The 21528-nt window shown below is 66.9% G+C and carries 33 protein-coding genes and 1 tRNA gene; 21 read left to right on the top strand and 13 right to left on the bottom strand.

Going from position 1 to position 21528, the window contains the following annotated elements:
* Positions 1–41 precede the first annotated feature (41 nt).
* Positions 42–117: transfer RNA gene (locus MSPGM_RS17945), tRNA-Ile, on the top strand.
* A 41-nt stretch (positions 118–158) separates the two neighbouring features.
* Here MSPGM_RS17945 and MSPGM_RS17940 read toward each other — a convergent pair.
* Positions 159–1361, bottom strand: a complete 1203-nt coding sequence (locus tag MSPGM_RS17940) for a tyrosine-type recombinase/integrase (RefSeq protein ID WP_261925788.1) — start codon at positions 1359–1361, stop codon at positions 159–161.
* A gap of 500 nt (positions 1362–1861) precedes the next feature.
* On the opposite strand from MSPGM_RS17940, the gene MSPGM_RS25525 reads away from it, so the two are divergent.
* Positions 1862–2110, top strand: a complete 249-nt coding sequence (locus MSPGM_RS25525; protein WP_056503087.1) for a PilZ domain-containing protein — start codon at positions 1862–1864, stop codon at positions 2108–2110.
* Between the two features lie 50 nt (positions 2111–2160).
* Here MSPGM_RS25525 and MSPGM_RS17930 read toward each other — a convergent pair whose 3' ends face one another.
* The 8 genes from MSPGM_RS17930 to MSPGM_RS17895 all read right to left on the bottom strand — a co-directional run bounded on the left by MSPGM_RS17930 (position 2161) and on the right by MSPGM_RS17895 (position 5726).
* Positions 2161–2550 carry a hypothetical protein gene (locus MSPGM_RS17930; RefSeq protein WP_261925786.1) on the bottom strand — a complete coding sequence of 130 codons (390 nt, stop codon included), beginning with the start codon at positions 2548–2550 and terminating at the stop codon, positions 2161–2163.
* Positions 2544–2852, bottom strand: a complete 309-nt coding sequence (locus tag MSPGM_RS17925; protein ID WP_261925785.1) for a helix-turn-helix domain-containing protein — start codon at positions 2850–2852, stop codon at positions 2544–2546. Before MSPGM_RS17925 ends, MSPGM_RS17930 begins: the two co-directional genes overlap by 7 nt.
* 45 nt (positions 2853–2897) lie before the next feature.
* Positions 2898–3281, bottom strand: a complete 384-nt coding sequence (locus MSPGM_RS17920; RefSeq protein ID WP_076642722.1) for an HNH endonuclease — start codon at positions 3279–3281, stop codon at positions 2898–2900.
* 7 nt (positions 3282–3288) lie between these two features.
* Complete coding sequence (locus MSPGM_RS17915) at positions 3289–3420, bottom strand: hypothetical protein (RefSeq protein ID WP_261925784.1); 132 nt, start codon at positions 3418–3420, stop codon at positions 3289–3291.
* Positions 3395–3571 carry a hypothetical protein gene (locus tag MSPGM_RS17910; protein ID WP_261925783.1) on the bottom strand — a complete coding sequence of 59 codons (177 nt, stop codon included), beginning with the start codon at positions 3569–3571 and terminating at the stop codon, positions 3395–3397. The genes MSPGM_RS17915 and MSPGM_RS17910 overlap by 26 nt, the downstream gene beginning before the upstream one ends.
* Positions 3572–3577: 6 nt before the next feature.
* On the bottom strand, positions 3578–4090 hold the full coding sequence (locus MSPGM_RS17905; RefSeq protein WP_261925782.1) for a hypothetical protein: 513 nt from the start codon (positions 4088–4090) through the stop codon (positions 3578–3580).
* A 61-nt stretch (positions 4091–4151) separates the two neighbouring features.
* Positions 4152–4592, bottom strand: a complete 441-nt coding sequence (locus MSPGM_RS17900) for a hypothetical protein (protein ID WP_261925781.1) — start codon at positions 4590–4592, stop codon at positions 4152–4154.
* A 444-nt stretch (positions 4593–5036) separates the two neighbouring features.
* A complete protein-coding gene (locus MSPGM_RS17895; protein WP_056503071.1) occupies positions 5037–5726 on the bottom strand; it encodes a LexA family transcriptional regulator in 690 nt (229 codons plus the stop codon).
* Positions 5727–5814: 88 nt separating this feature from the next.
* Here MSPGM_RS17895 and MSPGM_RS25520 point away from each other — a divergent pair, with 88 nt between their 5' ends.
* The gene (locus tag MSPGM_RS25520; RefSeq protein ID WP_182569697.1) at positions 5815–6054 is read left to right on the top strand and encodes a YdaS family helix-turn-helix protein; all 240 of its coding nucleotides are present in this window, start codon (positions 5815–5817) and stop codon (positions 6052–6054) included.
* Positions 6055–6159: 105 nt separating this feature from the next.
* Here the strand turns inward: MSPGM_RS25520 and MSPGM_RS17890 are convergent, their stop codons facing one another.
* Positions 6160–6408, bottom strand: coding sequence for a hypothetical protein (locus MSPGM_RS17890; RefSeq protein WP_261925780.1), 249 nt, complete (start codon positions 6406–6408; stop codon positions 6160–6162).
* A 188-nt stretch (positions 6409–6596) separates the two neighbouring features.
* Between MSPGM_RS17890 and MSPGM_RS17885 the strand changes: the two genes are divergently transcribed.
* The 5 genes from MSPGM_RS17885 (at position 6597) to MSPGM_RS17865 (ending at position 8353) form a co-directional block, all read left to right on the top strand.
* Positions 6597–7031 carry a hypothetical protein gene (locus MSPGM_RS17885; protein WP_261925779.1) on the top strand — a complete coding sequence of 145 codons (435 nt, stop codon included), beginning with the start codon at positions 6597–6599 and terminating at the stop codon, positions 7029–7031.
* On the top strand, positions 7028–7222 hold the full coding sequence (locus MSPGM_RS17880) for a hypothetical protein (RefSeq protein WP_261925778.1): 195 nt from the start codon (positions 7028–7030) through the stop codon (positions 7220–7222). Before MSPGM_RS17885 ends, MSPGM_RS17880 begins: the two co-directional genes overlap by 4 nt.
* A gap of 86 nt (positions 7223–7308) precedes the next feature.
* Positions 7309–7578: a DUF2312 domain-containing protein gene (locus MSPGM_RS17875; protein WP_261925777.1), complete on the top strand. Its 270-nt coding sequence runs from the start codon at positions 7309–7311 to the stop codon at positions 7576–7578.
* Between the two features lie 5 nt (positions 7579–7583).
* Positions 7584–8150 (top strand): hypothetical protein, encoded by a 567-nt coding sequence (locus MSPGM_RS17870; protein ID WP_261925776.1) that lies wholly within the window; start codon positions 7584–7586, stop codon positions 8148–8150.
* Positions 8147–8353 carry a hypothetical protein gene (locus MSPGM_RS17865; RefSeq protein ID WP_261925775.1) on the top strand — a complete coding sequence of 69 codons (207 nt, stop codon included), beginning with the start codon at positions 8147–8149 and terminating at the stop codon, positions 8351–8353. Before MSPGM_RS17870 ends, MSPGM_RS17865 begins: the two co-directional genes overlap by 4 nt.
* 132 nt (positions 8354–8485) lie before the next feature.
* On the opposite strand, the gene MSPGM_RS17860 is transcribed toward MSPGM_RS17865, so the two are convergent.
* Positions 8486–8716 carry a hypothetical protein gene (locus MSPGM_RS17860; protein ID WP_261925774.1) on the bottom strand — a complete coding sequence of 77 codons (231 nt, stop codon included), beginning with the start codon at positions 8714–8716 and terminating at the stop codon, positions 8486–8488.
* 394 nt (positions 8717–9110) lie between these two features.
* On the opposite strand from MSPGM_RS17860, the gene MSPGM_RS17855 reads away from it, so the two are divergent.
* The 6 genes from MSPGM_RS17855 (at position 9111) to MSPGM_RS17830 (ending at position 12798) form a co-directional block, all read left to right on the top strand.
* A complete protein-coding gene (locus MSPGM_RS17855) occupies positions 9111–9884 on the top strand; it encodes a hypothetical protein (protein ID WP_261925773.1) in 774 nt (257 codons plus the stop codon).
* Positions 9881–10306 (top strand): hypothetical protein, encoded by a 426-nt coding sequence (locus MSPGM_RS25385; protein ID WP_315974087.1) that lies wholly within the window; start codon positions 9881–9883, stop codon positions 10304–10306. Before MSPGM_RS17855 ends, MSPGM_RS25385 begins: the two co-directional genes overlap by 4 nt.
* Positions 10307–10435: 129 nt before the next feature.
* Complete coding sequence (locus MSPGM_RS17845) at positions 10436–10897, top strand: MucR family transcriptional regulator (RefSeq protein ID WP_261925772.1); 462 nt, start codon at positions 10436–10438, stop codon at positions 10895–10897.
* Positions 10898–11004: 107 nt separating this feature from the next.
* Positions 11005–11718: a transcription termination/antitermination protein NusG gene (locus MSPGM_RS17840; protein WP_261925771.1), complete on the top strand. Its 714-nt coding sequence runs from the start codon at positions 11005–11007 to the stop codon at positions 11716–11718.
* Positions 11719–12053: 335 nt separating this feature from the next.
* Positions 12054–12485, top strand: a complete 432-nt coding sequence (locus MSPGM_RS17835) for a MucR family transcriptional regulator (RefSeq protein WP_261925770.1) — start codon at positions 12054–12056, stop codon at positions 12483–12485.
* 88 nt (positions 12486–12573) lie between these two features.
* Positions 12574–12798 (top strand): hypothetical protein, encoded by a 225-nt coding sequence (locus MSPGM_RS17830; protein ID WP_261925769.1) that lies wholly within the window; start codon positions 12574–12576, stop codon positions 12796–12798.
* Positions 12799–13209: 411 nt separating this feature from the next.
* On the opposite strand, the gene MSPGM_RS17825 is transcribed toward MSPGM_RS17830, so the two are convergent.
* A complete protein-coding gene (locus tag MSPGM_RS17825) occupies positions 13210–13437 on the bottom strand; it encodes a hypothetical protein (RefSeq protein ID WP_261925768.1) in 228 nt (75 codons plus the stop codon).
* 458 nt (positions 13438–13895) lie between these two features.
* Positions 13896–14189, bottom strand: a complete 294-nt coding sequence (locus tag MSPGM_RS17820) for a DUF6522 family protein (protein WP_261925767.1) — start codon at positions 14187–14189, stop codon at positions 13896–13898.
* Positions 14190–14403: 214 nt separating this feature from the next.
* On the opposite strand from MSPGM_RS17820, the gene MSPGM_RS17815 reads away from it, so the two are divergent.
* From MSPGM_RS17815 to MSPGM_RS17785, 7 genes are all read left to right on the top strand, one after another.
* Entirely contained in the window at positions 14404–15042 is a 639-nt protein-coding gene (locus tag MSPGM_RS17815; protein ID WP_261925766.1) for a hypothetical protein, read from the top strand.
* Positions 15014–17065 (top strand): phage terminase large subunit family protein, encoded by a 2052-nt coding sequence (locus tag MSPGM_RS17810; protein WP_261925765.1) that lies wholly within the window; start codon positions 15014–15016, stop codon positions 17063–17065. The genes MSPGM_RS17815 and MSPGM_RS17810 overlap by 29 nt, the downstream gene beginning before the upstream one ends.
* Before the next feature lie 3 nt (positions 17066–17068).
* Positions 17069–17326, top strand: a complete 258-nt coding sequence (locus tag MSPGM_RS17805) for a phage head-tail joining protein (RefSeq protein WP_261925764.1) — start codon at positions 17069–17071, stop codon at positions 17324–17326.
* A 77-nt stretch (positions 17327–17403) separates the two neighbouring features.
* The gene (locus MSPGM_RS17800; RefSeq protein WP_261926408.1) at positions 17404–18930 is read left to right on the top strand and encodes a phage portal protein; all 1527 of its coding nucleotides are present in this window, start codon (positions 17404–17406) and stop codon (positions 18928–18930) included.
* An 11-nt stretch (positions 18931–18941) separates the two neighbouring features.
* On the top strand, positions 18942–20099 hold the full coding sequence (locus MSPGM_RS17795) for a head maturation protease, ClpP-related (protein WP_261925763.1): 1158 nt from the start codon (positions 18942–18944) through the stop codon (positions 20097–20099).
* Between the two features lie 13 nt (positions 20100–20112).
* Positions 20113–20493, top strand: a complete 381-nt coding sequence (locus MSPGM_RS17790; RefSeq protein WP_261925762.1) for a head decoration protein — start codon at positions 20113–20115, stop codon at positions 20491–20493.
* Positions 20494–20496: 3 nt separating this feature from the next.
* Entirely contained in the window at positions 20497–21528 is a 1032-nt protein-coding gene (locus MSPGM_RS17785; RefSeq protein WP_261925761.1) for a major capsid protein, read from the top strand.

Raw genomic sequence — 21528 nt, 5'->3', positions numbered from 1 at the left:
AAAGCCAGTGCTGCGCATCAGTAATCGGCAGTATAAAGCGCGGGCCTGTAGCTCAATGGTTAGAGCCGACCGCTCATAACGGTCTGGTTGCAGGTTCGAGTCCTGCCGGGCCCACCACCTTTATCTAGTTGCAAAATATGGGAAACCTAGCAGGGCGCCTAGGCATCAGCCTCTGCCCGCTTCGGTTTAGCCAACGATTTGACCAACGATTGCGGTTTCCGGCGTCGGTTCTTGAACGCGCCTGCTGCCTCGTTTTGGAAGTCGGGATGGTGATGGCCGTAAACCTTCTGCAGCATCTCAGGTGTCATGCCGAGATAGCCGGCGGCCTCCCACAGATTGACGCCTTGCTGCATGAGCCACGTCGCGGCCGTGTGCCGTAGGACGTGCGGCGAGGCATCTTCCTCAAGGGCAGCAAGCCGCACTGCCGTGGCGAACGCCGTCTTCACCGACGCCACCGGCTTGCCGTTCCACTCGACGACGTACTCAGGCAGCGTGCCATCCTTGCGCGGGATCTGCGACCAAGCGCGCAGGCGGGCCAGCACATGCGGCGGCAGCTTTACCGGAGGCTGACGCTTGTTGGTGGCGCGCCTCCCCTGCGCGAGGCGATAGTAGACGCCTTCCTCAAGATCGACATGCGACCGCCCCTCCCCCCGCTGAAACGAGGCGGACGCGATGGCCCCGGCTCGGGTGCCTGTGTAGAGGCCAAGGAGAATGAAGCGCGCGAGATGGCGGAGCGGGCGCTTCTTGGTCGCGACCTGCTTCCCCTTGCGCGTGCCGGTGTTCCAGGCTTGGACCTCGCGATAGCGCCAGCACGTCCACAGCAGTCGGGCGGCCTCAGATCGGGTCAGCCAGCGCATGCGCGACTCGCCCTTCCTCGGCAGCACGACACGCACCTCACCGCGGTGCAGTCCTTCGTCCTTGTGATGGCTGATCGCGGCGCGGAGGTCTTCAAGATCTCGACGCGCCCCGCCGCTGTTGCCGCGGACCACGACGTATTGGCGGCACGTCTCCCCGGTCACCTCGCTGAGCATCATGCCGCCGAAGAACTGTGCGAGCCGTGCGATGCGCCCCTCAAAGCGCTTGCGATGCTCGGGCTCAATCTCCTTGTCGCTGAAGTAGATGTTGAGCACATCCGCCACATCGATCGACTCGATGTCCTTCAGCTTGCGCTTCGGCTGGTACTTCTCCGCGATGTGCTCTGAGAGGCGCTGTTCGGCGAGCGCAATTTCGCCATGAGTGCATCCCGTGGGGAAATGCTTTCCTCCGTCGAGAATGATCCAGGTCGCGTTTGCGACGACCTTCCCGCCGCGAACGCGCTCGGGGCGGAGCCATAGGCGTGCGCGCTTTCTTGGACGCGGCATCGTTCTCTCATTCTCTCGATGTCGGCGAGGGTGGTGTAGAAGCGACCGGCGGTCTTCTCGATGCGAAGGTTGCCCCGGGCGGCCTCGGTACGGAGCCCGTTCGCGGTCATGGACCCGTCGGGGTAGGCAAGGGACGCCGCCACATCGAGACGCAGTGGCGAGGTCGGCGTGATCCGTGCGGGGTCGATAGCACCCCTCTCCCTACCCACGATCCGTTCTCCCTGTCGTGTTGGGGGCGAGGGCGACGCGACGGACAGACACGAAGGCGACGAGGCTGGCGTAGGCGCAGCCTAGTGCAAACCCCCAACTGAACCCGTCAGTGATGAGCCGGCCGGCTTTGAGCACCCCGCTCATCACCGCTGCCCTTCAGCGAGACCGCCAGGGGTCGGGCGAGTCGCCTCCGGCACAAAACTCCGCATAGATCCGCTCAAATTGAGCGATTCATTTCGGCGGTTGTTGCGAGTTTTTGAGGATTGATTGACAGTTAGAGGGGCCCAGAAATGACTTACACTGAGGACCGCCGGTCTGAGCCGCGCATTCGCGTAAACGATAAGGGTTTGATTACGCTGGACGAACACACCTCGGTTGGATGCTTCGTCCATGATGTTTCGGCTGGTGGTGTCAAGATAACCTTGCTTGATGCAAAGGCTGTCCCAAGCACCTTTGTTTTGAGCGCCCCCGACCTGGGCGAAAAAGTCTGCGCCATTGTTTGGCGCACAGACGAAATGATCGGCGCCAAGTTCGAGTAGCCCACGAAACTGTGCGGCCTCCTGGTAGCCCAAGCTGAACAGAGCACGGGTCACGCCGCCCCTCCATTCCGAGAGGGCGCGCCGGTGAGGGCGGCGAAGGCGCGGGTGAGGAACTGGCGAGCCGACGGGCTGCGTGGCTCCGCTTCGGCGGCGACCGGCGCCGGGCGCCCGCTCTGTTCGTCACGGGCAAGGCGTCGAACCAACGCCAGGGCATGCGCGGTCTGCGCGAGGAGCGCCGACTCCCGATCCATCTCGCCGAGGTCTTCCTCGACAGCCGGAAAGTCGTGGGGGGCGATGCGGTGCTCGTCCTCTCGGACGGGGGCGAACTGCTGCTGCAGCATTCGCTCGCCCTGGCGGGAGGCCAGCGCGCGGCGCGCGGAGAGTGCCAGCAGGCCGGCGGAGAGCTTGTCCCAATCGGCGAGATTGGCGGGGTTCAGCATGACACGCGCCTCCCGGCGGCCCGGCGCAGGCCCAGCAGATCGCGGATCGCGGCGCGCTCGCCCGGGGGCAGGCTGTGGTAGCCGTCGAGGACGCGGCGATCCTCGCTGGTGAGTTCGACGGGCGCGGGGTCGCCCAGGCGTGCTGGATCGATGCCGAGCGCTTCGGCGACTTCCTCGCGTCGCTCGAAGGGCATAGGCTCGCGGCCCCGCTCCCACCGGGAGACGGTCGCAGTGGATACGCCCACCCGCTGGGCCACATCAGCGAGATGCAGGCCCTTCTTCCGCCGCTCGTAGCGGATCATGGCGCCCGCGTGCGTCGGGGTTTCTCGACGTGAGACCGGCATGGTTCAGCGCTCCACGTAAATCGGACGGGGCGGGAGACGGGTCTTGGTGAGGGGCTTGGAGGCCCGGCACTGAGGCGGGCGCTTCGGCATGGGCGCGCTACGGATCGGCCGGTGCGGCGCAGTCCGGATGCCGTGGTGGGCGTCCTCACGGTGCTGCGCCTTGGCGCGGTCGGCGGCGTCTTGCTTGGTCTTCTCTTTGTGGCAGGGGTCGCAGAGCACCTGGCAGTTCGAGAGGATCGGTTCGCCGCCCATCCAGTCGGGGATGCGGTGGTCGTACTGGAACTTGCCGGTAGTCAGCTTGCAGCCGCAGCCGGCGCCCTCGCAGTGGCCGGCGGCGCGCACGAAGGCATCGCGGCGCACCTTCTTCGAGAACTCCGTGCGGCTCATGACTGCCTCAGAGCCAGCCGTTGATGCGCAGGCAGGCTACGAAGCTCACGCCGCTGCTGAGCAGAAGCACGCCCATCACCGCAGCGACCGACACGTTGGAGATATCAAGCGGCTCAGCGGCCGGGCGCGGCGCGGACATGGCGCTCCTCATTGTCGTCGGAGGGTCGGGAGAAGGTCAGGGCCGGCGGCGGCACGAGGCGCCTGCAGCGACCGAGGGCAAGCAGGGCGCCGGCGACGTAGGCGGCCAGTGCAATCCCGGCCGCGAGGAGATCCTGGGCCAGGGCGATCATGGTGGTTCAGGCAGCGGCGGGAGAGACGAAGCCGGCCTCGTGGGCCCCATGCGTCGCCGCGGGTGCGGCGCTCTTGCCGTGGGGGTGCGCGGCATCGAGGCGGGCAAGTTCGGCGCCGACCGCGTGCGCGCGGTCGATCAGAGACCGCTCGGCGGCTTCGACCGTATCGACCCGGCGCATCGCGGTGCGGGTGATGCTCCGGTCGTTGTGTTGGATGCGCTGGGACTGCGCCTCCGCAAGGTCGGCCTCGCTGGCATAGGTGCCGGTGGTGCCCGCGAGTGCGTTCCGGCAGGTGGCGCGAAGGCTGATCATCGCCTCCTCCAGACGCAGCCGGACCATGTTCGCGCTCTGCGACCCGCGCGGGCCGAGCTGCGGGCTGGTGGCATCGTCGATCGCCACCTTGCGGACCACGTCGCTGTAGGCCTGCGCCGCGAGGCACAGGTGCTCGACGGCATCGGCGAGATCGAGGGACGTGATCGCGGGCTCTGGCTGGTCGGCCTGGCTGAACGGCGCGCACATGGGTGGCCTCGTCGGGCTGGTGTTGCGGGAAGGCGAAGGGGCGCGCCGAAGCGCGGTGGGCTCAGGCGGCGCAGTCGCTCGGAGGCAGCGCAGGCGCGAGATCGGCGACCACAGCGGCGCGCTCGGAGGCGGCATCGGCAAGTCGGTGAATGTGAAGTTCAGAGGCGCCCGACGCCTGGGCCAGACGGACCCAAGCCACCGCGTCGGCGGCGGTCTCGATGCTGGCAACGTCGATGGGGGAAGCGAGGCCGGCCTCGTCGCGGCGCACGGCAATCACGACAGCGGGAGCGGCCTCTAGTGCGACGTCCGATCCGACATCGTGGATGCCGACGACGTAGCGGTGGGCGGATCGCCCTCTCCACGCTGACAGGGCAGGCGCCGCGCTGACTCGGAGGCCGGCCATGGTGCGCAGGCGCTCCTCGCGGACCTCCGACGTCGCCGCGCGCTGCCCGCGCATCCGGTCTTTCACACGGCCCCAGTTCAAGGGTGGCTTGTTGGACATCGGCGGCGGCTCCATCGTGGGTGGCGATGGGCAAACACTATGACCGAGGTGTTTGGTTGTCAACTACCAAGGTAGGTGACCAGCAGAGCACGTAGTTACCCACAGTGATCCCCAGGCCCCCGGGATTGACCCCGACAGGAACAGAACGCGAACATCGCGATTGGTGGGTAGGGGGAGTGGCTATTGGCAGAGCAGGCAGAGCGAAAGACGTACTACGTCGTGCAGAGCTTCAGCCGCGCGCAAGGCCGCCTGCAAATGGACCCTCCTCAAGAGGCGCGATCAGAGGCAGCCGCTCTCCGTACGGCGGAGCGACTGGCTCTGCGAAAGGCTTCTGTTGTGGTCCTTGCGCGGACAGGCAGTCCGTCGACAAGCGAGTTCGACGAGCCCGTGCTGGTGCGCTCCTACGGCAGTCTGGATGACCCGGAAGATCTGCCGTTCTGAGGCCTATCGCAGCTTCTTGCTGACAATCCGGTGACGGGTCGCCCATTCAAGGCGATCGAGTTCAAAGTCCCTCGGCGGGTGATGCTGCCGCACGAGCCATGCATCGCCCTTGTCTGACAGGTAGCGCTTCACTGTCGCCGTTGGCTCGTCGTTCTTATTGCTATAAAATACACATGAAGTGTTTGGCAGGACTGGCAATTTTGGATTGATATATAGGGTGTCGCCCGGCTCAAATTCCGGCACCATCGACTCGCCCACGATAAGGATGGCGTAGCCGTTTTTTACGCCCTGCAACTCGTGCGGACGCTTCTCCTGTCCAATGGCATCACGCTCGATGAGTATGTTCCCGGCGCCGCCTTCGGCTGCAGCATAGAGTGGGATGTCGCCGACGAGGCCGGCGGCCATCGCCCAATATGCTGGGTCGAGTGCAAACTCCGGCGGCACGCTCTCCGAGACAGCCTTATGCCCCACGTCGGGGCCTGACAGCCAAGGCGACCCGAAGGCCGACGCAGGAAATTGGGCGGGATCCAGATCCAGGAAGTCGATGATCGCCCGCAATGCCTTGCTGGTCTCGACCTGCTTCAGCTCAATTTTACCGATAATCGCCTGAGACACGCCGACCGCGCGCGCCAACTTCGCTTGGCTGAGGCCGCGCGCCTCGCGCGCCTCGCGGATGAGATCGTGCCACGTCATAGGTTGGCATTCTACAACCGCGGTGGTGGGAACGCTTCGACAATTTGGTGATTGACTACCAAACACATCGGTAGTTATATCGACCACCATGAGCACGCGATCCCTCATTCAAGCGGCGATCACCATGCTTGGCTCCGAAGCCAAGCTGGGCGCGGCATGTGGCGTCACACAGGGCGCGATCTGGAAAGCAAAGACAGCCGGGCGCGTGTCCGGCGAACTCGCCGTGAAGATCGAGAAGGCTACCCGGTGCGCAATCCCGCGCTGGCGTTTGAGGCCTGACCTCTGGGACGCGCCGTCGGCTGCCCCGGCCACTTCGGAGGCTGCTTGAGCGCAGCATGATCAGCTTCTCCCCCTTCCGTCAGCCAAACGGCCCCTTGGCTGCCGGATCGCGCCCGATCCTGTCTCACGTTCCCGCGTCTGGATCGGGCGCACCTCAGTTCAGCACCGCCAGCATCGGCCGGGTGTCGATGATACGGGCGACGACGTCGCGCGCCTCGTGCGCTGCTTCGGCGAGCGCCGGATCCACCTGCACCACGCCGAGCATCGCCTCGACCATGTGCCGGGTGAGTTCGTCTCTTGCGCCGTCGCCCCGTTCGACCTCGCGCCGCACCAGCCACGTCACCATGGCGTGCATCGCCAGGATGGTCGCGGCGCCGTCGGTCTCGAGTGTGTGCTCGTTCATCTCGCTTCCCCTTTCGCGCCGCGCTCGCGGCTCTTCCGTGGCCCCTCGGGGGCGTTTCCTCCCCGACTGCCGGAGCCTTCGGGCCCCGGCCTTTTCTTCCCTGCGCGACCGCCCCTGCCGCCAAGCCCGTGGCGGTCGCGCTGTTCTGCGTACTGCGTACCCGCATCGTTCGACCGGGATCCGCTGAGATGTCCGCCGCGTCCCTCACCTCCAATTTCCTGCCGGCGCCTTCCTCGATGCACACAGCATCGGGGAAGACGATGGGAAAGTCTGGTCAGGCTTCTGCCAAGGTTGGTCAGGTTGATGGCCGAACATTAGCGGAACGTGTTTCGGCGTTTCTGCGCACGCAGCACCCGCTCAAGACCGCGCAGTGCGTCGAGGCGGAGACCAACATCTCGGCCAACACCGTCCGGAAGTGGCTGGAGCAGGGCAACTCACCGAGCGGGTCGGCCTACGACGCCCTCGTGTGCCGCTACGGCGCCGACTTCCTCTGCGCGGTCCACCCCGAGCATGCGAGTGCATGGTTCGCCGCCGTTGCCCGCCAGCAGCGCCAGGCACGTCTCGAGCGCCGCGCCGCCGATCTCCGCCGTGAACTCGCTGAGCTTCAGGAGGGCCGCCCGTGATCCTTCACCGCGTCGCCCTCGTCATGGAAACCATCTGCGAGGCCGCGGCCAACGCCTGCTTGGACCTCAGCGACGCTTGCCTCGCCGGTATGCGCTTCTGGCGTGAGCGCGCCCGCGAGTGGCAGCCCCGCCTGTGGGACCGCGACAAGGATCCCCGCTCGGATGCGGAGGAGCGCCACCCGGAGGGGTGAGCGCACAAGCAAGCCGCTCGGATCTGCTGATTGTCGATCAGGGCAGGCCCCGAGCGGCTGCTGTCTCTTTCTGGAGAGGACTGTCTATGAGCACACCCGCAGCGGTCGGGCAAGGCGGCCCGTCATCCGTCGCCGCCGATCAACTCAAAAGCATCATCGAGCGCATCGAGCGTCTTGAGGAGGAGAAGGCCGGCATCGCGGGCGACATCAAGGATGTCTACGCGGAGGCCAAGGCCAACGGCTTCGACGTGACCGTGCTGCGGGCGATCATCCGCCTGCGGAAGAAGGATCACGACGAGCGGCAGGAAGAGGAGGCGATCCTCGAGCTCTACCTCCAAGCCCTCGGCATGGCGTAGCCGACATGCGCGCGCCCTCCCTCTCATCCGCAAAGCTGGGCGCGCGCCTCAAGCCCGAGGAGCGCCCGGTCTACGCGCACCGCCGGATCATGGCCTCGGTCGAGATCCGCTTTCCGTTGCCGCCGAGCACGAACAGCCTGTTCGCCAACGTTGTCGGCCGCGGTCGCGTGAAGACGACCCGCTATCGGCGGTGGCGCGACGGCGCGGTGCTGATGATCTGCTCGACGAAGCCCATTCCCTGCCGGATGGCCGGCCCCTGCGATGTCGCGATCTACCTGCCGCCATTTCGCGGCGACATCGACAACCGGGTGAAGCCTTGCCTCGACGTGGCGGTGGCCGCCGGCATCATCGCCGACGACGGCCAGCGCTATCTCTACGGCCATCCTCTCGTCGGAATCGACCGCGCCGCCACCGACGTCCGCATGGTCTTCACCATGCCCTCCGTCGAAGAGCAGGACCGCGCCGAGATCGAGGTCCGCGCCCGCGAGGGCCAGAGCTGCGCGCACATCGCGGTCTCGCTCGGCCTCGACGAGGGCCACGTCCGCACCGTGCTGACGGAGATCGGCCGATGAGCTGCCGCGCTGCTGAGCATGACGGCCCTTCCGTCGAGGAGGAAATCCTCGAGCTCTGGTTCGACGGCTTCGACACCTTCGAGATCGCCGAAGGCATGCAGGACGATGCGCCGGGCCTGACCGAGGCTGATGTCGCCAATCTGATCGCCCGCGAGATGGACCGGCGCCACGCCGCCCGCCAGCAGGGAGGCGCTCGTGCCTGATCCCTACCTCGTCGGGAACGGCCGCTGGTGCTCGACCTGCTTTCCCGGCGGTGCCCCGCGCTCGTTCATCAATGCGCGCCGCATGCGCAAGGCCCGCCCAGGCTGCAACGAGTGCGCGGGCGCCGGCCGCATTCACTTCACCGCTGAGGAGATCGTCGCTTCGACGGTGGCCGAGGTGCGCGCCTGGAGGGCGCGGGCATGAGTGCTGATCCGTCCCTCATCGCTGACCTGATCCGTGCCGGCGTCGATGCTGACCTCGTGCAGCGCGTGGCGCTGGAGCTTGGGCGGGCGACGGCCGAGCGCGAGGCGATCGAGAAGCGTCGGCAGGCGGACCGGGAGCGTCAGGCCCGTCGCCGTGGTCACGTGATGTCACGTGACGTCACGTTACAACCCGTTACAACCCGTGACGTCACGGCGGCCCCTAAGGGCCCCGCCCCCTTGCCCCCCCAGACCCCCCCTATAACCCCCACCCCAAACACCACTTCCGATCCTGACGGATCGGCCCCGCCGAGCGGCGAGCCTCGGTCGGCCGAGATCATCGACCCTCGAAAAGACCTGTTCGATCGCGGCCTCGGCGCTATCCGCCGGATGACCGGCTGCGCTGAGCCCCGCTGCCGGACCCTGCTCGGCAAGTGGCTCCGCGATGCCGGCGACAGCGCCGTGGTCGTGATGGCCGCCATCGACACGACCGAGGCCGCCGAGACCGCCAATCCCATCCCCTACGTCGAGGCGATCATCGCCCGGGAGGCCAAGCGCAATGGCTCAGGATCTCACGACACGTTCGGCCGCGGCGCTGCCGGCAATCGACACGGCGGATCCAGCTTCGATGCTGTTGCTGCCGGACTGGCTCGCGTCATCGATCGCCGCGGTCTCCGACCTGGGAGCCGGGCGAACGGAGGTGGATCCGGTCACGCGGCAGATCACGGCCCGCGTCGCGACGATCCCGGCATCGAGGATGCCGACTGGTCCCCAGCGGACGGCGATCGCCCGGCGCATCGCCGACCTGCAGGCCGCCATTGAGCCCGGACCGGTGGAGGAGACGATCGGGGTGCTGGGCGACCTGATCCAGGAATACGCGCCGAGCCGGCTGGACGATCGGACGGTGAGCATCAAAGCCGAGGCCTACCTCGATGCGGTCGAGGATCTTCCGGCTTGGACGGTGCGGGCGGCAGTCCGGCGCTGGCGCCGCGGCGAGGTGTCGGCTGACCCGGCGACGCTGGACTTCGCGCCGAAGCCCGCCCGCCTGCGCGCGATCGCCGAACGCATGGTTCTGGTGGCCCGCGGGCAGGCCGCTCGGCTGCAGCGCGTCCTCGACGCCAAGCCCGAGGAGCGCATCACCGACGCGCAGATGGCCGCGAACAGCGAGAAGCTGACGGGGCTGATTGCCAAGACCGCGGACGGCCCGGTCGTCGAGCCGGCGGGCGCGGAAAGCGCCGAGCGCCGCGCGGCTATGGCCGATCTGGATGAGCGTCGGAAGCGGCGTGAGGCCCGCGAGCGTGAGGGCGCACCTGCGCCGGAGACGTCGGCATGATCTGCGCCCGCTGCGCCGGCGACACCCGCGTGATCGACAGCCGGCCGCACGAGGATGATCCGGGCGTCATCCGCCGCCGGCGCGAGTGCGTTGCCTGCGGCCACCGGTTCTTCACGCAGGAAGGCACGATCAACATCGCCGGCATGCGGGCGAAGCGTCGGCGCGCCCAGGCTGCCTATCTCGCGCGTCTCGACCCGGCGGTGAAGGCGGCCCGTGTTGCCGCCAGCAACCTCCGGCGCGACGCGAAGATCGAGGCCGAGGAAACGGGCCGTCCTCTCGCCAATGTCATGCGCGACTGGAGCATCGAGCCGGCGACGAGGCGTCGCCCCCTCAAACACACCTCGCCGCCTTTCCCAATCCCTCGCGCTAACGAGAGGTCAGTGACCACCCCGAATCAAAAGACCACGGAATGCTCGATATGAGCATTAGCACGCACAGACCTCTTGTAGCGAGCAACTAGCGCATTCGCCCTGCGAACTAAGTCGGAAATAATACATTTTGAATGCAGCCGTCTGGAAGCTAAGCAGCCATCTTCATTGTCAGGAAAAACCATGAGCAACGACAACACCGATGATGCCGCCGCGATCGGGGTCGACACTGTCGATCTGACCGCCACGATCGTTGCGGCCTACGTCGCAAAAAACACACTACCGGCTAAAGCGCTTCCTGGGCTGATCACTAGCGTGCACGAGGCACTTGCCGGCCTAGGCGGCACGAGCGCCACTCCAGTTGCTGAGGCTGAGATCGAGAAGCCGACGCCCGCGCAGATCCGAAAGTCGATCACGCCGGACGCGCTGATCTCGTTCATCGACGGCAAGCCGTACAAGACACTCAAGCGGCACCTGAACACGCACGGCCTCAATCCGTACGGCTACAGGCAGCGCTACGGTCTGCCCGCCGATTATCCGATGACGGCGTCAGGTTACTCGGCCAGGCGGGCTGAGGTTGCTCGCGCTGCCGGCCTTGGTCGTCACGGCGGGCGAACCACAGCGCAATCGGACACCACTAAGTGATCTGTCTTCTCACGACCTGATGCCATTACGGGCGGCGTCAACGTCCCATTCGGACCGGCGCCGACCGCCTTCAAATTCCTCTCGTAGCGTACTGAGGAACAGCCGCCATGGGCGCCAAACTGCATGGGCAGCGCTTCCAAGCCCGCGTCACCCCGCAGCACAACTCCATCATTGCGAAGGACGAGCCGATCCCGGCCGAGCGCCGGAACAAGACCCCGAACCTCCACGCCTCGGCCGTGCGCTGGTACATCTGCACGACGGCGCCGAGCCGGGAGCTATCGGCGGCGGCCAGCATCCGGCGAGCCATGCTCCGCGGTGCCAGAGCGGAAGAGACGCCCTTCGTCCCCTACGTGCCCTGCGAGTACCTGTGGCGGCGCTCGGTGCGCTCGAACCTGCGCGTACCCCGGCGCGAGCAGCAGCGGCCGGCCATGCGCTCTTACCTGTTCCTCGGCGTGCTGGGCGGCCTCTGCGACCAGACGCTGGCGGCGCTGCGCGAGCGAGGCATCGATGGCCGGAACATGCACGGATTGACCGGCATCCTCGGATCGGCCAACCGCGGCCCCCTCGCCATGAACTCGGCCGGTCTGCGCTGGCTCAGGCAGTGGGGCGAGGATGAACTGGCCGGGCGCACGAACCTCACGCCGCTGGCTGGCATGCAGGTGGGCGAGGAAGTGCGGGCCGGCTCGGGTCTGTTCAGCGGGTTCGTCGGCAAGTTCGTCGGCACGGCGGAGGGCGGTGCCGTCGGGGTCATATCGCTCGAGGTGATGGGCGCGCCCTTCGACTACCGGCTCCCAATCGAAGATGTGCACAGGGCCGCGTGACGCCTATCGGGGCGAGCACGCCGCGAATTTCGGCTGGAGCAATGAAGTTCTACTCGGCGCCCATCATCCCGCGGGCGCCATGCGGACTGACTGCATGGTTGCCTTCGTCTCAGTCGACCCACGCCGCTGCATCCTGCTACGCGAACGCGAGATCACCCTCTGACGCCGCGGGCAGATCGGGACCTTTCACGTTCTGATCCGCCCGACTGAGAGCGTTCAGAAGTGGGCATCCAATGTATTGCTAAATGAATTGCGCACAACTGACGCGACATTCTTATATTGTTTTGCTACTTATCTGCGCTCACTCAGCGAATCAGTGAAAGGATGCTTACCATATGTCAGGCGACACGTCCGGCGCAGCGTCAGATTGCAATCCTATCGCTCTCTCTGCAGATATAGTTTCCGCCTATGTCAGCAAGAACGTACTTCCGGCTAGGGAACTGCCCGGCCTCATCGTAAGTGTCCATGCTGCCTTTGCTGGGCTCAGCCGTACACCGGCTGCACTTGATGTGGCCGACCTTGATATCGAGAAGCCGACGGTTGCCCAGATCCGCAAATCTATTACGCCCGAGGGTTTGATCTCGTTCATCGACGGCAAGTCCTACAAGACCCTAAAGCGGCATCTCCGCCGACACGGGCTTGATGCCGATAGCTACCGAGCCCGCTATGGCCTCCCCTCCGACTATCCGACGACGGCGCCGAACTACTCGGCCCAAAGATCCGCGATGGCCAAGGGATACGGTCTTGGACAAAGGCGCGCGGATTGAGCAGCAGGCGGTGTGATGACCTGATAGCACTGGGAGTACCCTGCCGTCAGAATGAGGCGGCGGGGCAATCCAGGGGAGAGAGGCGACGATGTACGTCCGCATTGGGGACAATGGGGGGAGGCGCCAAATCAAGGAGGTGACGGCCGTAAAGGCCGATGGCGGAGTGTCCGTCTGGATGAAATTCGACTACGGGAATGTCGATAATCTATACATGCGCATCGACTCCGAAACGCTCTCGGCGATCGTGAAAGCGGCGCTCACAGGCGAGACGACGAAGGTACCCCCTGATCTTGCGGAGCTTTCCTCCTCCTAATGAAGCCCGGCCTCGCCGGACATGGGACCCACCCCAGCACAATGCTGCCGAAAGGACCCGTATGCACATGGAGCGCTGGCTGAAAGCCGCTTGTTGAGCGATGTCATGCAGCCTATCGAGGCATTGACTTCTGATAGTGAGCTTCTATCGTTCTAGCTGCGTCCCCACGAACGAAGCGGAATAGCTCGGTGGCTGCGCGAGAACGGACGTGAGGCCACCATAGGCCCTGCCGCTTCTCACGATTGGAAAGATGCGCCCCGAGCGGATGGCCCGCTGCGGGGCTTTTTCATGCGCCCCTTAGGGCATGGGCGCCGATCGCAACGACGAGTGGATACCAACCGGTCGCACCCACCTCTGCGGCCTGTGATTCCGTTCGGCACTATGCCCCTGGGATCGCAAGCAAGCTCAACCCTATCTTTTCCTGGGGTAGGCGCGTTCGACCACAGGGCGGCGGTCAGCTGGCAGAAGGTAATATCTGTCCAACACTAGATTGCCTGCGTGATCTTTTATCGCGAGGATGCTCCGTCCCAACGACTTCTGTTCATTGGCGTATGTTCGCGCTTCGCGTTCGCCGCCGACGGCAATGTAATATTCGATATCTTCTGTCTGCTCGTTCAGTATCTCGACCGACCAAGCCATTCATTTTTCCTCGCCGCCAGTCGAGACCATCAAGTGGCAGGCATAGGCTGGCCGGGCAAGTTGCTTGAGATCCGGACAGATCTGCATGGTGCGAAGCCAGGTAGGGCATAGCACCGCTAGGAAGGGCTAGCATGTTCGACATTTTCGGCTGCAAGCGTCGCGAGGAAGAGCGTCGGCGCCGAGAAGAGCATGAGAACCGCCTGCGCCGCGCCCGGCTCCTCGATGCCTCTGGCTCGCCCCGGTCGGCAGCGAACGACAGCCAGGTGAACCCAGCTTCGCCCTTAAGCATGGTGCTGAACTCGGTCTCCTCAATCGCGCCGAGCTACGGTGTGTCGGCCCCCTCGCCCTCCGATAGCTGCACCACCTCGTCGTCCTACTCCGACAGTGGGTCGTCCTGCTCGTCCAGCAGCGATGGCGGATCCTCGGGCGGAGGAGACTGAGGTTGTCCTATCAGCGGCCTAATGTCTGCCGCGCAGCCCGGTCGACGCGGCAACATCAGTGCCTGCAGGTTCGAAAAAGCGCTCGCCTATGAGAGCGCCGTCTGCATCGAAAAGCCCCTGCCAGCCGGAATATTCGGTCGTAACCGTCACACGAGCGCGGCCTTCATCGGAGCCGCTGCCGATCTCGACACGGCTGCCAACCATCCCGCGACGCTCCTGGCTCTGAAGGTGGGCCGCGGTCACTCCGAGCTTACTGGCGAGGGATGCCGGATCCACAATCCACGCGCCCTCTGAGTCGCATTCAAATCGCATGGTGTGCCCTCCTTGTCGCTCGACAGCTTTGGCGGGCTGAGATGCACCGTAACGCATCCCAGGGGGCGGCAGGGAAAAACCTGCTACTGCGCGATCGCTGCCCTGCAGCCCGGGGACCCTGGCATCCCCAAACCTATACGGGTGGTCGGGGCCCCCAGCTTTCCTAGCGCCAGGGTCGTGGAACCCGGTAACGCGGTGACGGGTAACAGCGCCCATGGCAGAGACGACCGGGGCAAAATTCCTCAGCCAAGCCGAGTTCGCCCGTCATCGCGGCGTCTCGCGCAAGGCCGTAACCACCTGGAAGCAGAAGGGCTTACTCGTTCTCGACGGCGCCGGCCGCGTGGACGTAGAGCGCACTGAGTGGAACCTCGACCAGCGGCCGACCACCTATCGGGGTGGCGTTACCCATCGCCCGGTGAGGGCCAAGGACGGTAACAACGCCTCCCATGCTGAGGCTGCGCCGAAGCCGACACCGAAGCCCGCTCCCGAGCCACAGCCGCGCCCGGCGCCTCTCGATGGCGACGGCGGCCAGGAAGATGCCTTCGACCCCGACGACCCGAACCTGCCGACCGCCATTGCGGTCCGGCGCAAGGAAAACTGGCTCGGCCTCCACCGGAAGCAGATCGTCGAGCGGGACGGCAGCAAGCTCGTTGATCGGCCCGCGGCCGAAGCAGCGTTCTTCGAGGAAGGCCGGGCACTCCGAGATGCCTGGCTGGCGTGGCCGGCCCGGGTCGCGATCGAGATGGCCGACGAGCTCAAGATCGAACCGAGGCAGCTGACGCCGGTCCTGACCGCCTATGTCAAAAAGCACCTCACCGAACTCGGTGAGCCCTCCGCCGGCGAGTTCGGCTGACACCGCGAGCCTGCGCAGCGCGTGGCGACGCGGGCTGACCCCGCCTCCGGATCTGGACGTGGTGCAGTGGGCGGAGCGGTATCGCCGGCTGAGCAAGGAGAGTTCGAACGGCGGCCGGTTCATCGCCTCGCGTGTCGAAGTGGCGCGCGGGCCGATGCTGTGGGCGACCGAGCCGGGCGTCAGCAAGATCACGCTGATGGCCTGCACGCAGTTGCTCAAGACCACCTGCATCGAGAACATCGCGGGCCGCTTCATCCACGTCGAGCCGTGCCCGATCCTCGGCGTGTTCCCGAAGGACGACGCGGCCGAGACCTTCTCGAAGGACCGTCTCGCCCCGATGATCCGCGACACGCGGGTGCTGCGGGATCTATTCGGGGACGCCAAGTCGCGGGACTCGGGCGCGACCCTGACGCACAAGCAATTCCCCGGCGGCCACATCACCCTCGTGGGCGCCAACAGCCCGACCAACCTCGCCATGCGGCCGATCCGGCTGCTGGTCTGCGACGAGATCGACAAATACCCGCTCTCGGCCGGTGGTGAGGGCTCACCGATCGACCTCGCCGAGGAGCGGCAGGCCGAGTTCAAGGCCAACAGCCTGACGGTGGTGGCCTGCTCCCCGACGATCGCCGGCCGCTCGGCCATCGAGGCGAGCTACGACGAGAGCGACCAGCGCAAACCCTACGTCTGCTGCCCGCACTGTGCGGCTTGGCAGTCGATGGAGTGGGAGCAGGTCCGCTTCGACAAGGACGAGGGCGGCAAGATCATCGCCGCCTCAGCGCGGTACGAGTGCGTCAGCTGCGAGCAGCCCTGGACCGAGGCGCAGCGCCTCGTCGCGCTCCGAAAGATCGAGTGGCGCCAGACCGCCTCGTTCACCTGCTGCGGCGAGAACCAAGTGCCCGAGCAATGGGCGCCCGAAGCGCACGGGGTGCGGCGGGCCCTCTGCCGATCCTGCGGTTGCGAGGCTGTCCCGAACGACCACGCGGGCGGGCAGGCCTCCAAGCTCTACGCGCCGAAGCAGACCATCAAGGAGACGGTCGCGAAGTTCGCGCGAGCGCTGCGACGGGGACCGGAGGCGTTGCGGACCTTCTTCAACACGCAGCTCGCCAGGACGTGGAAAGAAGGCGCCGACGCCCCAGAGTGGCAGGACGTCTACTCACGGCGCGACGACTACCTGACGGGCACGGTCCCGTCCGGCGCGCTGATCCTGTTCGCAGGCGCGGACGTGCAGAAGGACCGCCTTGAGGTCACGGTCTGGGGCTTCGGCCGCAACCGCGAGCGCTGGCTGATCGAGCACCGGGTGCTGACGGGCGACACGAGCCGGTCCGAAGTCTGGGCCGAGCTTGAGGCCATGTTCAGCGAGACCTGGGAACACGCCAGCGGCTCCGAGATGATGGTGCGGGATTGGGGCATCGACTCCAGCGCCTTCACCGCAGAGGTCTACGCTTTCGTCCGGTCTCAGGCCGGGCGCGGCAATGTCCACGCGATCGACGGCCAGGACAGCTATTCCGGCGCCTTCCTCGGCCTCGGCAACAAGGACTCGACAGCCAAGGGCAAGAAGCTCCGGCGTGGACTGAAGACGGTCCGGGTCGGCGCCTCTTTCGCCAAACAGGAGCTGATGGGCTGCCTCGGCCTGCAGCGCCCCTCGGGCGACGCACCGTTCCCGGCCGGCTTCGTCCACCTCCCGCGGGATATCCCAGAGGACGGCGTCCGGCAGCTGACCGCCGAGGAACTGGTGGTCAGCGTCAGCCGCGGTCGGACCCGGCGGGAATGGGTGCCGATCGGCGGACGCCGCAACGAGTGGCTGGACTGCGCGAACTACGCCCGCGGGCTCGCCGCCATGCGCGGGTGGGACCGCTGGCGCGAGACGCACTGGCGCGGCCTGGAGGATGCCCTCGGCATCCAGCGGACCACGATCGCACCGGCGGCTGACATCGCGACCCCGGCCGTAGCCGCAGGCTCGCTGGCCGACCGCAACCTGAAACGCATGGCCCCGCGCAGCCGGGTCCGCAGCCGAACGAGGTAGAGCATGGCGGACGATCCTGCCCGCGATCTCGCGCGGCTCCGCACCCAAGCCTCGAAGCTTCGCGACGCCATGGCGTCCGGCATCCTCACGGTCGAGGGCGCCGACGGCACTGGCCGCGTGACGTACCGGAGCTATGCCGAGATGCGGCTCGCACTCGGCGACCTGAACCAGCAGATCAACGCCCTCGACGCGCAGGTGGGTGGCGGTGTCGTCCGTCGCCGCACCCGGCAGGTCGTGATGACGGGCCGCAGCGGGTGGTGAGTGTGCCCGGCTACGGCGGCGGCTACCGCAACGTCAGCGTCACCCTGAAGGGCGGTGCCGCCCCGGCTCCTCTGGCGATGAGCCTGTCGGGCGAGGGCAGCGGCACCTTGGCCGATGCTGGCCCCTACGACGTCGCGGGTGGTGTCGGTCGGCGTTCGCGGTCGTGGCGCGTCGGTAGCTGGGGGCCGAACTCGGCGATCACCTACGCGCTCGACGAGCTGCGCCGGAAGTCGCGCGATCAGGCCCGCAAGAACCCCTATGCCGGCGCCGCCGTCGACAAGCTCGTCTCGAACATCATCGGCACCGGCATCACCCCGCGCTCCATTGCCAAACGCCCGACCGACGGCCTCGACGAGGAGGAGGCGCGGCGGATCAAGCGCGAGGACGCGGCGTTCCGCGCTGAGATCCAGCGCCTGTGGCTGGCCTGGACGGACGAGGCCGACTCAACCGGCGCGCACGACTTTTACGGTATGCAGGCGATCGCTGCCCGCGGCATGATCGAGGGCGGCGAGACCTTCGTCCGCCTGCGCACCCGGCGCGCCTCCGACGGCCTCACGGTGCCGCTGCAGCTTCAGGCGATCGAGGGCGACCACTGCCCGCACCTCAAGACCGAGCCCGCGAACCGGATCCGGCAGGGCATCCAGTACGACGCGATCGGGCGCCGCATCGGGTATCACCTCTACCGGGAGCACCCCGGCGATGGTGCGTTCAACGCCGACAGCTTCGACACGACCCTCGTCCCGGCGGCCGACGTCTGCCACCTCTACCGGGCGATGCGGCCCGGGCAGGACCGCGGGGAGCCCTGGCTCGCCCGGGCCCTGCGCACTCTCTACGACCTGGACGGCTACCTCGACGCCGAGCTTGTCCGGAAGAAGAACGCCGCCCGCTTCGTCGGCTTCATCAAGCGCGTCCTCGACGATGGGACCGAAGGCGCGATCGGCGGTGGCCCGCTCGGCACCGACGCCCCGGATGACGATGGCGCAGCGCCGCTGGATCTTGAGCCCGGCACGCTGCAGGTGCTGGCCGACAACGAGGACGTTACCTTCGCCGAGCCGCCGGACAGCGGGCCGAACTTTGACGCCTACCTGCGCACCGCGCTCCGCGGCGTCGCGGTGGCCGCGGGCCTGCTCTACGAGGAGCTGAGCGGCGACTACGGTCAGTTGAACGACCGGACCCTGCGCGCAGCGCTGAACTCGTTCCGGCGCTCGGTGGAGATGTGGCAGCATCACCTCGTCGTCTATCAGCTGTGCCGGCCTGTCTGGCGCCGCTGGGTCGACCTCGCCCTGCTTTCCGGGGCGCTGAAGCTGCCCGAGGGCATGCGCCGCGAGGACGTCTACGCGGTGAACTGGATCCCGCAGGCGTGGCCGTACATCCACCCCGTGCAGGACGTCGAGAGCAAGACGAAGGAGATCCAGGCGGGTCTGTCCTCGCGCAGCCGCAAGGTCGCCGAGGGCGGCTACGACGCCGAGGAGATCGACGCCGAGAACGCGGCCGACAACCAGCGCGCCGACGATCTCGGCCTTGCCTACACCAGCGACGGGCGCAGCGCGGTGGACCCCGCGCCGGCTGAGCCGCCCGACGAAGACCCCGTGCCGAAAACCTGACAGGAGCCGCCATGACCGTGTTGGTCAATGGGACCGAGATCGTGCTCTCCGGCACGGTCGGCGATCTCTATTGGGACGAGTGCTTCACCGCCTCGGACGTCATCCTCGCGCTGGCCCAGGTCGGCCGCGGGCAGGACGTCACCATCCGCCTGAACAGCGGCGGCGGCATCGCCACCGAGGGCGCGGCGATCCACTCCGCCATCGCCGCCCATGGCGGTCGCAAGACCATCGTCGTCGAGGGTATCGCCGCATCGGCCGCCTCCGTGATCGCGATGGCCGGCGACGACGTGGTGATGTCGCCCGGTGCCCTGATGATGGTGCACGACCCCTCGGGCTTCACCTTCGGCACGGTCGACGACCACGAGAAGCAGATCACGGCGCTGACCGCGCTCGCGACGGCGATGGCCGGCATCTACGCCGAGAAGACCGGCAAGGGCGTCGACGAGGTCCGTGCCGACATGCGCGCCGAGATCTGGATGACGCCCGAAGAGGCGGTCTCCGGCGGCTACGCGGACCGCGTGCTGACCCGCGCCGCTGGCGCCGATCCCGAGCCCCAGCCGACGGCCTTCGACTATCGCCTTTTCGAACATCCGCCGGAGCGCTTGGTCGCCCTGTCGGATCGGCGTGCGTGGACCAACCGCGCCCGCTCCACCGCGGCGGCGCCCGCCGCCTCACCCCGCCAGCAGGAGAAACCCATGGCGAACGACAAGGCGGGCAGCGAGCCCGCAACCATCACCTTCACCCAGGCGCAGATGGACGAGGCCGTCAGCCGAGCGACCGCGACGAGCGTTCCGCGCTCTGACGCCTCCGCTATCGCCAAGGCGTGTGTCGACGGCGGCGTGCCGGCCATGGCCGCAAGCCTGCTGGCCGAGGGCGTCAGCCTCGCCGAGGCCAAGACCCGCATCGGCGCTGCCGGGGAGGTCAAGAACCTCGTGGCGTTGGCTCGCCGGAAGGACCCGAACATCCCCGAAGATCTCGCTGCGACCATGCTCGCCGATGGCAAGACCGTGGAGCAGGCGCGCGCCGCGCTCTTCGACAAGCTCGTGGCGGCCGAGGAGCAGACCGCGATCTCCAGCCACGTACCCGCAGACGGCAAGCCGAAGGCGGACGACGCCAAGTCGGTCGATCTGACCGCTGACATGAAGCGCCGCCACGGCGTGCAGGCCTGAGGAGGTTCGAGCGATGGCACCCGTCACCCTTTCTTGGAAGACCGACGCCGACGTCGTGAAGACCGAAGGTCGGAACCGCATCAGCCGCGACGAGGGCGTGCTCGCCACCGGCAGCGGTATCCTGCGCCCGGGCGTCGTGCTCGGCCGCATCACGGCATCCAGCAAGCTTGTCCCGCTCGCTCCGGCGGCTAGCGACGGCTCGCAGAACGCCGCCGCCGTGCTCCTCGAGAACGTCGACGCGACGTCCGCCGATCAGCGCGTCGTCATCCTCGCCCGCCACGCCGAGGTGGTCCTCCAGGCTCTGGAGTGGCCCGCCGGCATCAACGCAACCCAGCAGGCGGCTGCCCTGGCCGCCCTCGAAGCCAAGGGCGTCGTCGCCCGTATGGGGGTTTGAACTATGGCAACGCCTCTCGATCTTCTTCGCGCCCCGGCGTTCGCCGCCGACCGGCTCACCGAGAGCATCAACATCCCGCCCTACGTGACCGGCCGGCCCGCGCAGCTCGGCATCTTCCGGGACACGCCGATCAACACGACCTACGTCAAGGCCAGCATCACCGAGGGTGAGATCACCATTATCCCGTCGCGCGAGCGCGGCGGCCCTGCCAACAAGAACATGCGGGAGGATCTGCAGGAGGTGCAGTTCGGTATCCCGCACTTCCCGCTCGACGATGCGATCACGCCGTCCGACCTGCAGAACCTGCTGGTCTACGGCAGCGCCTACGTCTTCCAGACGCTCGGCAACGTGTTCAACAACAAGCTCGAAGCGATCCGGACCAAGCACGACGCGACCCACTCTCACCTCGATTGGGGAGCGCTGAACGGCCTCGTGCTGGACGCCTCGGGCCGCACACTGCTGAACCTCTTCACCACCTTCGACATCACGCAGACCGTGGTGCCGTTCGCCCTCGGCACGTCCTCGACGGACGTCGCGGCGAAGAACCGGGTGGTGAAGTCGGCGATCCGCAAGGCGCTGCGTGGTACGGGCGCGACTGGCGTCCGGATCCTGGCGGGGACCGACTTCTTCGACAAGTACGTCGGCCACACCAGCGTGAAGGACGGGCTGAAGTACTACGCTGGCCCGACCCCGAACCCGTCCCGCGACGACGTCAACGACGCCTTCAACTTCGCTGGCGTCACCATCGAGCGCGTCGACGAGGATTTCCGCTATCGTCAGGCGGACGGCACCTTCGCCACCCGCGAGGCTGTGGCGGACAGCGAAGCGATCGCGATCCCGCTCGGGACGCCGTTCTTCAAGCGCTACATCGCGCCGCCCGACACGATCCAGGACGCGAACGTGCCGCCCTCCACCAAGGTGTTCGTCTCCACCGACGAGCTGCCCCACGGGAAGGGCCTCGACCTGCACACGGAGTCCAACGTGCTGCCGGTCTGCCTGCGCCCCGATCTGATCGTGAAGCTCACCACCAACTGA

This window comes from Methylorubrum sp. GM97, from assembly GCF_024347855.1.
In the GTDB taxonomy this organism is placed as follows: Bacteria; Pseudomonadota; Alphaproteobacteria; order Rhizobiales; family Beijerinckiaceae; genus Methylobacterium; species Methylobacterium extorquens.
The sequence above is the reverse complement of the archived record's forward strand: the minus strand, read 5'-3'. Positions and strand labels throughout refer to the sequence as shown.

Bases quoted from the DNA above. Each gene is read 5' to 3' on its own strand.
- MSPGM_RS17940 (WP_261925788.1), bottom strand. From the start codon at position 1,361: ATGCCGCGTCCAAGAAAGCGCGCACGCCTATGGCTCCGCCCCGAGCGC.
- MSPGM_RS25525 (WP_056503087.1), top strand. From the start codon at position 1,862: ATGACTTACACTGAGGACCGCCGGTCTGAGCCGCGCATTCGCGTAAAC.
- MSPGM_RS17930 (WP_261925786.1), bottom strand. From the start codon at position 2,550: ATGCTGAACCCCGCCAATCTCGCCGATTGGGACAAGCTCTCCGCCGGC.
- MSPGM_RS17925 (WP_261925785.1), bottom strand. From the start codon at position 2,852: ATGATCCGCTACGAGCGGCGGAAGAAGGGCCTGCATCTCGCTGATGTG.
- MSPGM_RS17920 (WP_076642722.1), bottom strand. From the start codon at position 3,281: ATGAGCCGCACGGAGTTCTCGAAGAAGGTGCGCCGCGATGCCTTCGTG.
- MSPGM_RS17915 (WP_261925784.1), bottom strand. From the start codon at position 3,420: ATGTCCGCGCCGCGCCCGGCCGCTGAGCCGCTTGATATCTCCAACGTG.
- MSPGM_RS17910 (WP_261925783.1), bottom strand. From the start codon at position 3,571: ATGATCGCCCTGGCCCAGGATCTCCTCGCGGCCGGGATTGCACTGGCC.
- MSPGM_RS17905 (WP_261925782.1), bottom strand. From the start codon at position 4,090: ATGTGCGCGCCGTTCAGCCAGGCCGACCAGCCAGAGCCCGCGATCACG.
- MSPGM_RS17900 (WP_261925781.1), bottom strand. From the start codon at position 4,592: ATGTCCAACAAGCCACCCTTGAACTGGGGCCGTGTGAAAGACCGGATG.
- MSPGM_RS17895 (WP_056503071.1), bottom strand. From the start codon at position 5,726: ATGACGTGGCACGATCTCATCCGCGAGGCGCGCGAGGCGCGCGGCCTC.
- MSPGM_RS25520 (WP_182569697.1), top strand. From the start codon at position 5,815: ATGAGCACGCGATCCCTCATTCAAGCGGCGATCACCATGCTTGGCTCC.
- MSPGM_RS17890 (WP_261925780.1), bottom strand. From the start codon at position 6,408: ATGAACGAGCACACACTCGAGACCGACGGCGCCGCGACCATCCTGGCG.
- MSPGM_RS17885 (WP_261925779.1), top strand. From the start codon at position 6,597: ATGTCCGCCGCGTCCCTCACCTCCAATTTCCTGCCGGCGCCTTCCTCG.
- MSPGM_RS17875 (WP_261925777.1), top strand. From the start codon at position 7,309: ATGAGCACACCCGCAGCGGTCGGGCAAGGCGGCCCGTCATCCGTCGCC.
- MSPGM_RS17870 (WP_261925776.1), top strand. From the start codon at position 7,584: ATGCGCGCGCCCTCCCTCTCATCCGCAAAGCTGGGCGCGCGCCTCAAG.
- MSPGM_RS17865 (WP_261925775.1), top strand. From the start codon at position 8,147: ATGAGCTGCCGCGCTGCTGAGCATGACGGCCCTTCCGTCGAGGAGGAA.
- MSPGM_RS17855 (WP_261925773.1), top strand. From the start codon at position 9,111: ATGGCTCAGGATCTCACGACACGTTCGGCCGCGGCGCTGCCGGCAATC.
- MSPGM_RS25385 (WP_315974087.1), top strand. From the start codon at position 9,881: ATGATCTGCGCCCGCTGCGCCGGCGACACCCGCGTGATCGACAGCCGG.
- MSPGM_RS17845 (WP_261925772.1), top strand. From the start codon at position 10,436: ATGAGCAACGACAACACCGATGATGCCGCCGCGATCGGGGTCGACACT.
- MSPGM_RS17840 (WP_261925771.1), top strand. From the start codon at position 11,005: ATGGGCGCCAAACTGCATGGGCAGCGCTTCCAAGCCCGCGTCACCCCG.
- MSPGM_RS17835 (WP_261925770.1), top strand. From the start codon at position 12,054: ATGTCAGGCGACACGTCCGGCGCAGCGTCAGATTGCAATCCTATCGCT.
- MSPGM_RS17830 (WP_261925769.1), top strand. From the start codon at position 12,574: ATGTACGTCCGCATTGGGGACAATGGGGGGAGGCGCCAAATCAAGGAG.
- MSPGM_RS17825 (WP_261925768.1), bottom strand. From the start codon at position 13,437: ATGGCTTGGTCGGTCGAGATACTGAACGAGCAGACAGAAGATATCGAA.
- MSPGM_RS17820 (WP_261925767.1), bottom strand. From the start codon at position 14,189: ATGCGATTTGAATGCGACTCAGAGGGCGCGTGGATTGTGGATCCGGCA.
- MSPGM_RS17815 (WP_261925766.1), top strand. From the start codon at position 14,404: ATGGCAGAGACGACCGGGGCAAAATTCCTCAGCCAAGCCGAGTTCGCC.
- MSPGM_RS17805 (WP_261925764.1), top strand. From the start codon at position 17,069: ATGGCGGACGATCCTGCCCGCGATCTCGCGCGGCTCCGCACCCAAGCC.
- MSPGM_RS17800 (WP_261926408.1), top strand. From the start codon at position 17,404: ATGAGCCTGTCGGGCGAGGGCAGCGGCACCTTGGCCGATGCTGGCCCC.
- MSPGM_RS17795 (WP_261925763.1), top strand. From the start codon at position 18,942: ATGACCGTGTTGGTCAATGGGACCGAGATCGTGCTCTCCGGCACGGTC.
- MSPGM_RS17790 (WP_261925762.1), top strand. From the start codon at position 20,113: ATGGCACCCGTCACCCTTTCTTGGAAGACCGACGCCGACGTCGTGAAG.
- MSPGM_RS17785 (WP_261925761.1), top strand. From the start codon at position 20,497: ATGGCAACGCCTCTCGATCTTCTTCGCGCCCCGGCGTTCGCCGCCGAC.